This window comes from Kangiella marina (genome assembly GCF_039541235.1).
GTDB classification, from domain to species: Bacteria; Pseudomonadota; Gammaproteobacteria; order Enterobacterales; family Kangiellaceae; genus Kangiella; species Kangiella marina.
Genome location: NZ_BAABFV010000002.1, coordinates 87,296 through 100,191, shown reverse-complemented (window position 1 = coordinate 100,191; position 12,896 = coordinate 87,296). Strand labels below are relative to the sequence as shown.

11 protein-coding genes and 1 pseudogene are annotated in these 12,896 nt (G+C 45.8%); 1 reads left to right on the top strand and 11 read right to left on the bottom strand.

Translation table 11 applies throughout. The features are described 5' to 3' along the window. Positions 1-258 precede the first annotated feature (258 nt). Positions 259-828: an elongation factor P-like protein EfpL gene (gene efpL / locus ABD943_RS08590; protein WP_345292784.1), complete on the top strand. Its 570-nt coding sequence runs from the start codon at positions 259-261 to the stop codon at positions 826-828. 124 nt (positions 829-952) lie between these two features. Here the strand turns inward: efpL and ABD943_RS08585 are convergent, their stop codons facing one another. The 11 genes and pseudogenes from ABD943_RS08585 to ABD943_RS08535 form a co-directional block, all read right to left on the bottom strand. Next, positions 953-2,254, bottom strand: a complete 1,302-nt coding sequence (locus ABD943_RS08585; protein ID WP_345292783.1) for an adenylosuccinate synthase — start codon at positions 2,252-2,254, stop codon at positions 953-955. Positions 2,255-2,466: 212 nt separating this feature from the next. Continuing rightward, the gene (locus ABD943_RS08580; protein WP_345292782.1) at positions 2,467-2,652 is read right to left on the bottom strand and encodes a DUF2065 domain-containing protein; all 186 of its coding nucleotides are present in this window, start codon (positions 2,650-2,652) and stop codon (positions 2,467-2,469) included. A 63-nt stretch (positions 2,653-2,715) separates the two neighbouring features. Further along, positions 2,716-3,603 (bottom strand): protease modulator HflC, encoded by an 888-nt coding sequence (gene hflC / locus ABD943_RS08575; RefSeq protein WP_345292781.1) that lies wholly within the window; start codon positions 3,601-3,603, stop codon positions 2,716-2,718. An 11-nt stretch (positions 3,604-3,614) separates the two neighbouring features. Continuing rightward, the gene (gene hflK / locus ABD943_RS08570; protein ID WP_345292780.1) at positions 3,615-4,673 is read right to left on the bottom strand and encodes an FtsH protease activity modulator HflK; all 1,059 of its coding nucleotides are present in this window, start codon (positions 4,671-4,673) and stop codon (positions 3,615-3,617) included. 100 nt (positions 4,674-4,773) lie between these two features. Continuing rightward, positions 4,774-6,063: a ribosome rescue GTPase HflX gene (gene hflX, locus ABD943_RS08565; RefSeq protein ID WP_345292779.1), complete on the bottom strand. Its 1,290-nt coding sequence runs from the start codon at positions 6,061-6,063 to the stop codon at positions 4,774-4,776. 128 nt (positions 6,064-6,191) lie between these two features. Continuing rightward, positions 6,192-6,515 (bottom strand): annotated as a pseudogene (gene hfq / locus ABD943_RS08560) (RNA chaperone Hfq); the annotation flags it as partial. A gap of 177 nt (positions 6,516-6,692) precedes the next feature. Then, the gene (gene miaA, locus ABD943_RS08555; RefSeq protein ID WP_345293362.1) at positions 6,693-7,598 is read right to left on the bottom strand and encodes a tRNA (adenosine(37)-N6)-dimethylallyltransferase MiaA; all 906 of its coding nucleotides are present in this window, start codon (positions 7,596-7,598) and stop codon (positions 6,693-6,695) included. A gap of 38 nt (positions 7,599-7,636) precedes the next feature. Continuing rightward, entirely contained in the window at positions 7,637-9,409 is a 1,773-nt protein-coding gene (gene mutL / locus ABD943_RS08550) for a DNA mismatch repair endonuclease MutL (RefSeq protein WP_345292778.1), read from the bottom strand. A gap of 19 nt (positions 9,410-9,428) precedes the next feature. Further along, positions 9,429-10,745 carry an N-acetylmuramoyl-L-alanine amidase gene (locus tag ABD943_RS08545; RefSeq protein ID WP_345292777.1) on the bottom strand — a complete coding sequence of 439 codons (1,317 nt, stop codon included), beginning with the start codon at positions 10,743-10,745 and terminating at the stop codon, positions 9,429-9,431. 47 nt (positions 10,746-10,792) lie between these two features. Then, positions 10,793-11,290, bottom strand: coding sequence for a tRNA (adenosine(37)-N6)-threonylcarbamoyltransferase complex ATPase subunit type 1 TsaE (gene tsaE / locus ABD943_RS08540; protein ID WP_345292776.1), 498 nt, complete (start codon positions 11,288-11,290; stop codon positions 10,793-10,795). Between the two features lie 16 nt (positions 11,291-11,306). Continuing rightward, the gene (locus tag ABD943_RS08535; protein ID WP_345292775.1) at positions 11,307-12,896 is read right to left on the bottom strand and encodes an NAD(P)H-hydrate dehydratase; all 1,590 of its coding nucleotides are present in this window, start codon (positions 12,894-12,896) and stop codon (positions 11,307-11,309) included.

Genomic DNA, 12,896 nt, shown 5'->3' with positions numbered 1-12,896 from the left:
GCCGAAGCCGATATAAAATCATAGAGTAAATTAGGCAGGGAAGCCTAATTTAGTCAAAACGAAACAGGACGTTTCGTTTGACGACTCGTTATGATTTTTATTGGCAAGGGTAATCCGCAGGATCTAACGACGGGGGTAGCCTTCTTTTGGTTACTTTTCTTGGCTACGCAAGAAAAGTAACAATCAAAATACTTCTACTTTTCAATACCCAAACAAGCCTTTACAATAAACTCAGTTTAAAACACAGAGACCATTCCAATGGCAAAAGCTAGTGATATAAAAAGAAACATGGCCGTTGAACATAACGGTAAATTGTTAGTGGTAAAAAACATTGAAGTCAGTAGTCCGAGTGCCCGCGGTGCTGCGACGCTGTATAAGATGCGCTTCACAGATGTTCAGGCGGGGTCAAAAGTCGAGCAAACCTTTAAAGGTGATGACCAGCTAACCTTAGTCGACTTAACTAAACGTGCAGCCACTTACTCTTATGAAGAAGGTGACAGCATTATCTTTATGGATAGCGAAGATTACAGCCAGTACACCTTCAACCGCGAAGATATAGAAGATGATTTACTGTTTATCACGGACGATATTCAAGATTTAAAAGTTGTGATTGCCGATGAAAAAGTGGTTGGCTTAGAGCTACCTCAATCCGTTGAGATGATTATTCAACAAACCGATCCTTCGATTAAAGGCGCCTCTGCGACAGCGAGAACTAAACCGGCAGAATTCGCCACAGGCTTAACCATCCAAGTTCCTGAATACATTTCTACCGGCGAGAAAGTCAAAATAAACGTCGAAGAAAAGAAGTTTATGAGTCGTGCGGATTAAATTTATTCTACTAATGATAAGTGTGTTGCACAGGCGACCTTACCTGCATGCTGTCAATAAACCGATTCCTCAACCACAATAAAAAAAGCGGCCTTCAGGCCGCTTTTTTATTAATATCTAACGCTTAGCTTTCAAACGGGTGGCGTTTAATAATCGTTTCAACGCGATCTGGCCCAGTTGAGACGATATCAACTGGCACACCGACCAACTCTTCAACTTTAGCAATGAAGTCTAATGCGTTTTGAGGTAAATCATCTAAAGATTTAGCACCAAACGTTGTTTCACTCCAGCCCGGCAATTCAATGTACTCAGGCTCAAGCTTTTCGTAGTCTTCAGCGCCACACGGCATGTTTTCTAACTCACCATTAATCGGGCAGTTATATTTAACAGCAATCTTTACTGTCTCTAGTCCATCTAGAACATCTAGTTTTGTCATACAAAGACCGGAAACACTATTGATATCAACAGCTCGTTTTAACGCAACAGCATCCAACCAACCGCAACGACGAGGACGACCTGTTGTCGCACCAAACTCATTACCGCGTTTAGCAAGCCCCATACCCACATCATCGAATAATTCTGTTGGGAACGGACCACCACCAACACGAGTGGTGTACGCTTTAGTAATCCCTAACACATAATCAATGTGACGTGGGCCAACACCAGCACCAGTAGCAACACCGCCAGCCGTCGTGTTGGATGAGGTCACATAAGGATACGTACCATGATCGATATCAAGCAAGGTACCTTGCGCACCTTCAAACATTAGTTTCTGACCATCGCGACGCATATTGGCTAGAATCGCAGGAACATCTGCCACCATAGGCTTCAACCACTTGGCGTACTCTTTGCACAATGCCAAAGTGTCCTCAATATCGATTGCTTCAGCTTTATAGTATTGAGTCAGTGCAAAGTTATGTAACTCCATAACCTCACGTAATTTTTCTTCCAAACGAGCTTCATCAAACAAGTCTTCAATTCGCAAGCCACGACGAGAAACCTTATCTTCATAAGCTGGCCCGATTCCACGACCGGTGGTACCAATTTTCTTTTCAGGGTGGCGTGCCGCTTCACGCGCATTATCGAGTGCGACATGATATGGCAAAATTAATGGGCAAGCAGGACTGATGCGTAGACGTTGCTCAACCGGAACATTACGTTCCTTAAGCATGTCCATTTCTTTTTTCAACGCATCTGGGGCGAGTACAACGCCATTACCGATATAGCACATGACATCATCATTTAAGATGCCTGACGGTATTAAGTTGAGTACGGTTTTTTCTCCATGAATGACTAGAGTATGACCCGCATTATGACCGCCTTGATAACGAACGACAGCGCTCGCTTGCTCAGTCAATAAGTCAACAATCTTACCTTTACCTTCATCACCCCATTGGGTGCCTAAAACCACAACGCTTTGTGCCATTACTAAACTCTTTACCCTACTTTTGTAGATGAATCGTTCGTTGTCCTAACTCGGACACCAAACCGCGCATTTTACCGTTATCGTCATCGAAAATCCCCCTTTTTTTATAAAAAAGGTTATTTTTTCAACAGCCGTTTTTACTATTTAGTGATACCTGCTATATATCAACAAGTTAGTCATGTGATCTATAGATCGCTTTAATCGAAAAGACACTAACTGATCAAGAATACCCAGCCAAGCCCGACTAACATCACAACTAGGCCAATCATGCGAAGTTGACCATCAGGTTTACTCGACATATCACTGACCATTTTTTTCCAAGCTTTAGGCGCCAATGTCGGAACCAAGCCCTCTAACACAAGCACCAAACCCATTGCTATTAACCACTCATCTGACATACCGCACCTCCTTAAGACCAATAAAAAAGGCCAGCTAAGCTGGCCTTTAGACTCGTCTTGCGACTAGTTTTTACCTTCGGCGTCTTTAAAGTACTTAAAGAACTCGCTATCAGGTTTAATCACTAAAATATCATCGGAATTTTGAAACGACTCACGATAAGCATCTAAGCTTCGTAAGAACGCATAAAACTCCGGGTTTTGATTATAGGTTTGAGCATAAATCTTTGCTGACTGAGCGTCAGCTCGGCCACGAATTTCACGAGCCTCACGATCGGCTTCCGCTAAAATTCGCTCAACTTCAGCGTCAGTCTCAGCAATAATAATACGCTTTTCTTTCTCACCTTCAGAGCGGTGCTCATTAGCAACACGTAAACGCTCAGTACGCATACGGTTATAAATCGACTCACTCACTTCTGTCGGTAAGTTAATTGTTTTAACTCGAATATCCACCACTTCGATACCCAGCTCAGGAGCAAGCTTCTTCACTTCTTCCAGTGTTAAGCCCATAACTTCTTCACGCTCACCGGATACTACCTGAGTACGAGTACGACGACCAAACTCTTCACGCAGAGTCGTTTCAACCGTATTATCCAATAAACGCTCGGCAGAACGGAAGTTTGCATTGGTCTTACGATAGAACTGGTCAAAGTCTGCAATCTTCCACTTAATATAGCTATCAACAATCAAGTCTTTCTGCTCTGAGGTTGAGATACGATCCGCTTCACCATCAAAGGTCTGGATACGCTTATCCATGATGATCGCTTTATCAGCGACAGGCCAGCGAAAATGTAGGCCGTGACCGTAAATTTTTGCTCTATCCTCATCATCTTTCTTAACATCACCAAACTGAAGAACAATCGCAGTTTCCCACTCTTTTACTTTAAAAGTACAAGTCAAGAATACGACCAAGGCGACTACAAGAATCACTAAAATACCAATTAACTTATTCATCGTTAGCCCCCTTACTGGTTGGTGTCATTTGATTGAGATGAAGAACGTTTACTACGCTGCATAATCTTATCCAACGGAATATACGTCATATTATTACCACCGTCTGTATCCAACATCACTTTCGATGTTCTACTCAATACTTGCTCGATCGTCTCTAAATAAAGACGCTTACGAGTCACTTCTGGTGCTGCATTGTACTCAGGTAATAGTTCTTTAAATCGAGCAACTTCACCGTGCGCTTTTTCAGTAACTTGCGCCTTGTACGCATTAGCTTTTTGGATAGCTTTTTGGGCATCACCTTCAGCCAGAGGTATTTGTTTACTACGATACGCTTCACCCTGATCTTGGTAAGCTTGCTGATCTTCTTCCGCCTTAATCGCATCATCAAATGCCGGTTTCACTGACGGTGGAACATCAACGTTACCAATTAAGTTCACACGGAAAATCTCAATACCGGTTTGATAAGGCTCAAGTATCGACTTCAGTTCTTTGGCAACGTTAGTTCGAACCAACTGCTTGCCATCTGTTCTGGCATCGCGCAGGTTAGTGTGGCCAATGACTTGACGCAGAGCAGCCTCTGTCGCGTGTTTCAACGTTTCTACAGGATCTTCGACGTTAAATTGGAACGCCATCGCATCACCAACTCGGTACTGAACCTTAACTTTAACTGTGGCAACATTGTCATCCTCAGTTAACATTAAGCCTTCGATTTCAATATCTTTAATACTTTCGACATCAACAAAATAGACTTGCTGAACCGGTGCGAAAGCAAAATGTAAGCCTGCCGTATCAGTACGCGTATGCTCACCAAAGGTTAGTACTATCGCTTGTTCTTTTTCGTTTACGATATAGGCTGACTTGACAAGATATACTGCTAGCAATACTAAAATACCGATGATAATACCAGCGCTACCGCCACTGCCTTTACCTTTGCCGCCGCTTCCGCCGCCAAATATACCACCAAGCTTTTCGCCAACTTTTTTGATCATATCATCAAGGTCGTTATTGTTATTTGGGCGTTTTTTGCCCCATGGGTCTTGATTGTTATTACCCGGTTCATTCCAGGCCATAGACACTTCTCCAATTACTGTTTAATTTGAATAATCACTCATAAAATAAGGGCTTAATAGCCCCAATCAATCATTCTTCGACGTTCTGATACCTATAATATCACGAACTCAGCACGAACTGGTTCAAATCTTTCTCCAGTTGGCGCCCCAAGCGGATCCAGTCAGCTTGTTCTAGCCTAATATCAAGCAGCATATCGCCATTTTCGGCAACGTTTTCTTGCTCAATGGCTTGTAACTCATACAATAAGCCTCGCAAGCGTCCTTCCTGCGGCGGCAACCTTAAGCTTGCGCTAAATTGTTGCTCTTCCGCGAGTTCTTCAATGGCTTCAAGCAGCAGCTCGATACCCTGCTCTTTTTTCGCTGAAGTCCACACACGGATCGGAACACCTTCATCATTGCGTTCAATCCGTGGCTCAGCGCCCTCTATCATATCAATTTTATTATAAACTTCTAAAGTCTGGATTTCATCAGCACCAATATCCGACAGCACTTCCCACACTTGCTCAATATTTTCTTCGCGACGCTCGCTCGCTGCATCTATCACATGCAAAAGGATATTCGCCTCGACCGATTCCTCTAGGGTCGCACGGAAAGCAGCGACCAGTTCATGCGGTAAATGTCGAATAAAACCTACCGTATCGGCCAAAATAATGTCACTACCCTGGGGTAAGGATACTCGGCGCAGCGTCGGATCGAGCGTTGCAAAGAGCTTATCTTCAGCCAGAACTTGTGCTTCGGTAAGCAAATTAAATAACGTCGACTTTCCAGCGTTAGTGTAACCAACGATGGAAACCGTTTTAATATTGGCACGCTTTCGAGAGCGACGTCCTTGCTCACGCTGCTTACCAACCTTATCCAAGCGCTTCTCAATATGCTTGATTCGGTCTCTGATTAATCGTCTATCGGTTTCGAGCTGGGTTTCACCCGGCCCCCGCATACCGATACCACCTTTCTGTCGCTCAAGGTGCGTCCAACCCCGCACAAGACGAGTGGCCAAGTGTCTAAGCTGAGCAAGCTCCACCTGAAGCTTGCCCTCGAACGTGAAGGCTCTTTGCGCAAAAATATCCAAAATCAGGCCAATACGATCAATCACACGACATTTCGCGACTTTCTCAATATTACGTTCTTGGGTCGGCGCTAGGTTGTGATTAAAGATGATAACGTTTGCTTCCGTTGCCTCTTTGGCACTTTGGATTTCTTCAATCTTACCTTTGCCAATAAAATATTTCGGATCCGGTGAATGACGCTTTGCGGTGACGATATCCATCACGGTCAAACCCGCTGAGCGTACAAGCTCGACAAATTCCTGTAGATCTTCTTGATTGGATTCTTGATCGAAATCGATATGAACCAAGATGGCTGATTCGCCACCACTATGACGGTCAAACAATAAACAACCTCAAAAGTCGGGAGTTAAATGATGAATAATAAGAATAGTGTAAAACGACCTGCTGAAATAAACCAGCAAGTCGTTGTATCAGAATATGTAAGATGGGTATTTAGTAAAGCTTACAGATCGCCCATTGGGCCGCCTGTGTAGCCACCACCGCTACCACTAGACATTGGTCCACCCATTCCACCTTGGCCGCCTTGGTCGTCACGCTGACCACCGTTTTCGTTATTCTGGTAATGACCACGAACGTTACGGATAGGAACTACCGTAGAGATCGCATGCTTATACACCATCTGGCTCACAGTGTTCTTAAGCAAAATCACGAACTGATCAAAAGACTCGATTTGTCCTTGTAGTTTGATGCCATTAACCAAGTAAATCGAAACGGGTACTTTCTCGCGTCTTAGTGCATTCAAGAAAGGGTCTTGTAGTGATTGCCCTTTTGACATTGCTCTCTCCTGTTCTTTATTAATTTATGTTTATTCAGTTAGCTTTTATTATTAAAACCTGCTCTAAAGCCAGCCTAAACTTATCTACTTCTACAAATCATAATGGAACGAATTCCAATAAAAGTGTACATCATTTACCTAACCAGATCGAGATATATCAATAAGATATGATTGGTTTTAGGGCAAATTTAATAATTGCGTCACGTCCTGATAAATCTCAGGTAAGGGGCGCTGAGAGTTAACCCAATGCAAGTCAGACCAACTCCGTAACCAGGTAAATTGTCGTTTTGCCAACTGTCTTGTCGCGATAATACCGCGCTCAACAGCTTCATCCAACCCTAGCTCACCTTCTAAGTACTGCCACATTTGGCGATAACCGACCGAGCGAATCGCAGGCAGCTCACTATTCAAGTCATGGCGTTGGTGCAGAGCTTTGACCTCGTCGAGAAAGCCTTGTTCCATCATCAGTTTGAAGCGCGTCTCAATTCGTTGATGAAGATAAGCTCGGTCGTCAGGTGCTACGGCAATTTGTGTAACATGATAAGGAAACTCTTGTTGCTGCTGCTCTTGGTGAAGTTGGGTCAGTGACTTCCCGGTAATTTGAAAAACTTCCAACGCCCGCAATGTCCGCTGAGGATCATTCTCATGGATTCGTTGTGCTGACTCAGGATCAACAGAAGCCAGTTCTTGATGTAATGATGGTAACCCCTTGTCATCAAGCCGCTGTTGAAGCGCTTTCCTAATATCGGGATCGGAATCCGGCAGGTTACTCATCCCTTCAAGCAAGGCCTTGTAATACAACATAGTGCCGCCAACCAATAATGGCGTGCGCCCGTTATTGACTATCGCCGCCATCTCACGCAGCGCATCATCTCGAAATTGTGCCGCAGAATAAGGCTCAGACGGATCACAAATATCAATGAGGCGGTGTGGTGCTTGTGCTAGTTCTTCTGCTGATGGTTTAGCCGAACCAATGTCCAAGCCTTTGTACACCATCGCTGAGTCGACACTGATAATGTCACACTGATGATCTTTCACCAGTCGCATCGCCAAGTCGGTTTTGCCAGAAGCCGTCGGCCCCATGATGAATATGGCTTTGGGTTTTGTCGATGCCTGCACAGCTAGCCTGCCTGCCTGTTCGATTTAGACTGTGTGGCGAGCCAGTGCCCAATATCACCACCGCTTAGATACTGACAATACTGAGACTGTTGCCAATTGTGTGGCTGTAAAAGTTCCAGCCACGAGTGCTTAGAATCCACCGCCCAGTGCGGTTCAAACTGCTTCAAAATCATCTCTTGTAACTGTTGTAGACTAATATTTTGGTCCTGAGCTGTGTGGTACAACACATCCTGCGTTAACGCTTTAATATCAATATGCAGCAAGGACGCAGGCACTTTTCTTAGTGCTACAGATTGTGGCCCAGTTAAAGAGAGATCAAACCCCAGCTTGGCCCAGTTGGTCAGGTAGCCTTCTGAAACAGACTCCACCGGCACTCCCAAACGCTCAGGAATTAACAAGGGTCTTTGCTTCACGTCATCACTTGCCCACTCGTCTTGTAGCAACTGAGTACTGTAGTCTAACCAAAAACTTTTGACGTCCAGCACCAATAACCCGTCGTCTTTGGGCTGCATTAAGTAGCGCTCAGCCACCAGAAAGTAATCACCAGCCCGCTCAGCATTGTTGGAAACCTGTTTGGGCGAATAAGAATGGTAAGTCTTTTCACGACTAATCGGTTGACGAGAACTGCGTTGCCCCGCGGTCGTGTCCAGAGATACGCCTGCGGCGAGTCTGGGGTGGTAATATTCATCATCGGCTCGACCACTTTGCGGCTGATAAGCTCGAGTCACTTCTTCAACGTGATTCAGCTCGCTTGCCAGTAAGGTTTCGTTCTGGGGCTGCAAACACTCTGCTACAGCCCTCGCAATAAAGTCATGCACTTGTCTTGCTTCCGAAAACCGAACTTCATGCTTGGTCGGGTGCACATTAACATCAACCTTCTCAGCATCAAGCTCAAGGTACAACACATAAGCCGGCACACGGCCTGTAGGCAGTAGATCTTGATAAGCTTGGCGTATGGCATGGTTGAGAGTTTTATCCCTGACCGCACGACCATTGACGAAAACATACTGACTTAAGTTTGAGTTTTGGTGATGCTGAGGACTCGACACCCACCCCCACAATTTTAAATTATCAATTCGGGTATCCAGCGCCAGCGCTTGCTGTAGAAAACTGTTACTGACGATAGAACCTATGCGTTGTTTTTGCTGCTCTTGCGAGCTAGCCGCAGGGATCCGTTTCGTTACTTTGCCGTTATGTTTTAAAGTGAACGCAATACTCGGCGAAGCCAGAGCAACCCGCTTCATGGTTTCTTCAATATGAACATACTCGGTGCGCTCAGCTCGTAAGAACTTTTGCCGTGCGGGCGTATTAAAAAACAAATCTTTGACTTCGACAATGGTTCCAGTGGGCATAGCGCGTGGCTGAATTTCAACCGCCATATCCCGACCCTGAGCAATTGCCGACCAACCCGATGACTGCTCATCATCAGAAGCAACTTTCGAACTCAAGGTAAGTTTCGAGACCGAACTGATACTGGCCAACGCCTCGCCGCGAAAACCTAATGTATGGATCGCTTTCAGATCGTCAGTATGCTCGATCTTACTGGTCGCGTGACGCGCCAACGCTAACTCCAATTGATCGCGACTGATACCGGAGCCATCATCAGTGATTCGAATTAAGCGTGTTCCGCCACGCTCAATATCGAGCTGAATTCGTTTTGCACCAGCATCAACGGCATTTTCTAACAACTCTTTAACCACTGACGAGGGGCGTTCAACCACTTCGCCTGCAGCGATCTGGTTAGCCAACAAAGGGGAGAGCTTTTTGATGAGCATCGACACAGTCCTGTAGCAGCTAGCTACGAGGGATCACTAATTTTTGACCAATACGCACTGTATCTGAGGTCATTTTATTAGCTTTTTTGATTTCACTAACGCTGGTGTTAAAGCGCTTAGCCACATTAATTAAGTTATCACCACGTTTAACATGATAAATATTCTTGCGATAAAGAGTAGCGAATTTAGTACCATCCGGCGCATGTTGCTTAAAGTAATCGACGATACCATTTTTAACAGCGCCCGCTAATTTGCGTCGGTAAGCTGTTGTTTTCAACAAACGTTCTTCGCCGGGGTTTGAAATAAAACCTGACTCAACAAGAATTGATGGGATATCAGGGTTCTTCAGTACCAACAATGAGTTTTCTTCAACATAATTCTTGTGCATTTTAGGCGCCACGCGCTTCATCGCCGAGTGCACCTCACGCCCCACTTTAAAACTTTCAGCAATCGAGCTTTCCATCTGTAAGTCAAGCAACACCGAACGCACCGAGTTATCGTATTCTGATAACACCACCGTGCTATCGACGCCGCCCAGCAACTCAGACTTTTCTTCCTGTAACTTCATCCAGCGCGCTACTTCAGATTTAGCACCATAAAGATTCAACACCCAAACCGAAGCGCCTCTGGCGCGTGGACTCTTAAACCCGTCGGCATGGACTGACACAAACAAATCAGCGCGGTGTTTTCGCGCTATGTCGGTACGCTTACGGTGAGGGATATAGTAATCCCCTTCACGTACCATTATTGCCTTTAACCCATTAACGCGATTAATGGCATTGACCAACTCTTTAGACAGCTGCAGCACGATATCTTTTTCGCGGGTACCGCTTGGACCCATAGCACCGGGATCTTCACCACCATGGCCTGCATCAACCGCAATAACGATATCACGCTCAGCGCCAGTGGCTGATTCCGGTGGTTTTATCACTTCACGCTTCTCATCCACCAGATCAATCACTAAACGATCGCCATATTCTTGGTAAGGTTTTAAGGCAAAGCTTTTAGGTTCAGCGGCTTTATTAAGATCCAAGACTAAGCGCAACACGCCTTCTTTTGGCGGCTTGCTTTGGCGTACGCGTTTCACCAAATCACTTTTAATATCCAGTTGACTGAGATCAACCGAGACACGGGATTCAGGAATATCAACAACAATTCGATCGGGATTAGTAAGGACAGTCAGCTCATGCTCGACTGGAGACGTTAAATCAAAAACGACACGGGTCGATTCCGGAGATTGCCAAAACCTCATACTCTTGATGACTGCAGCCTGTGCTGCAAAGCCAAGCATTAAGGTTGTGGCGAGTAATGTTTTCGTCAAATGCTTTTTTATCATTGTCACTTTGCAGTTACTGCTCCATTTGATTTTGGCATAATTTCACGTCATTTGGCTAGTTTTTGCCGGATTTTTTGTGCGATATTTTGACCTGCTGCAGCGTCCCTAAAAATAAACTCAGCCTTGCGGCCAGAATCTTGGTATTCCAACTCGATAACCAAGTCTGCTTCAGGGATCATACCGCTGCCCTTGTCGGGCCATTCAAAAATTACCAAGGCATCGTCATCCTGATACTCACGAATGCCAATAAACTCTAACTCTTCGGGATCGGAAAGGCGATATAAATCAAAGTGATAAATAGCTTTCCCCTTTAACTCATAAGGCTCGACTAAAGTATAGGTTGGGCTTTTCACCGCCCCCTTGTGCCCCAAGCCTTGGAGCAGACCACGAACAAATGTGGTTTTGCCTGCGCCTAACTCACCGTACATATAAATGACAAAAGGCAAGGCTACAAGTTCTGATAACGCAAAGCCCAACGCCACCGTTTCAGCCTCGCTTTCCAATAAAAAACTCAACCGCGGCTTATCAATTTCCGTCGTTCCCACTAGTCTCCCCCAAAGCTTATTTAACTGACCGTTCTAATTGATTGATCCAAACCACTAATTCATTGATCACTTCTGAGGCTAAAACACCTCTTTGGCGCGCTCCCGCAACACTTACAGCGGCTTCATAGTGTAACTGGGTTGCGACTAACGCTGCATCAAGCAGCTTCGCTCCCTGCGCGATGAGACTGGTCATTAACCCTGTCAGCACATCGCCAAGGCCAGCGGTCATCATGGCAGGATGCGCGCCCGCCAAGACAAAACATTGCTCACCATCACTGACGACAGTTCCAGCGCCTTTAAGCACACAAATCGCGCTGTACTTTTTGGCCAGTGCACGAGCAACATGGATCCGATTTTGCTCAACATAAGCTGTATCTACGCTTAACTGCGGTTCGATACGACCCGACGAGAAAACGTCCTCTTGCTGAGCGTTTAATAAACGACACGCTTCCCCAGCATGCGGCGTCATTATACACTTCGCCGGTAATTCAACGGAAGTATGTTGAGCCAGCCAATAAAGGCCGTCGGCGTCTAAAACACATGGAATATCAAGCTGATAGAGACATTTCATGCTACTAAGAAAGTACTGCTCAGCCGCTTCGCTGCGCCCCAAACCAGGCCCAAAGCCCACTGCTTGAAAGCGCTTAAAATCATTACTGACGGGGCTTTCAGGGTAGGCTTGCCACATCACTTCCGGACAGTGGCTCAACGCAGCTGTTTGGTTGTCACCATGCAGCCAGCAAGAGACCAGCCCTGAGCCGGACTTTATTGCCGCTGTCGCAGATAAGATCGCAGCACCGCCGAGATTCTGTCCACCGCCGACAATCAGCGCATGACCGCAATCAAACTTAGAGCCCACTTTGCCACGAGTCGGAATCTTGTCTCTAAGATGATGACTATCTACCGACCATGCTGTCGCCTGCTCGCCAAAAGCCAGGGGATTTTTAACGCCGAGTGTATCCAAGTACAGTTGCCCTTGGTATTCGAGCGCCTGATTCAGTCGCTGTCCAGTCTTTAAGGCAATAAAGCTGATCGTTGCGTCGGCTTTGAAGGCGATATCTTGACCATTGTATTTCGCACAGTTACCACTCTCTGCATAAACACCGGTTGGGATGTCTAGGGCTAGTTTTGGCGCCTCAAGTGAGTTCAAGCTTTCAATCATCAGACGATAATGGTCTCTTAATTCACCGTCAACGCCCGTACCCAACAGCGCATCAATAACCACTTCGGCGAAAGACAGATCCAATTCTTCAGCGTCATCAACACTCAAAATATCGAACGTTTGATGCGGCTCTTTTTTCATGGAGAGAAGCTCTTGCCACGCTTTTTTGGGATCGCCACGCAACTCAGCATACGGCTTTAACGCAATCAAAGTGACGTCAAACCCTGCCTGTAGCGCATGTTTGGCAACAACCAGGCCATCGCCGGCGTTATTCCCCGCCCCGGTTGCAATCAACCAGTGGCTGGCTTGTGGCCACAAGCGCCGCGCTCGCTCAAATGCACTAGCACCCGCTCGCAGCATTAATTCATACAGCTCGATGCCTTGCTGCTTAACGAAAGCCTGCTCAATCTTTTTAATGCTATCAACTGAAAACAGAGGTTGCAT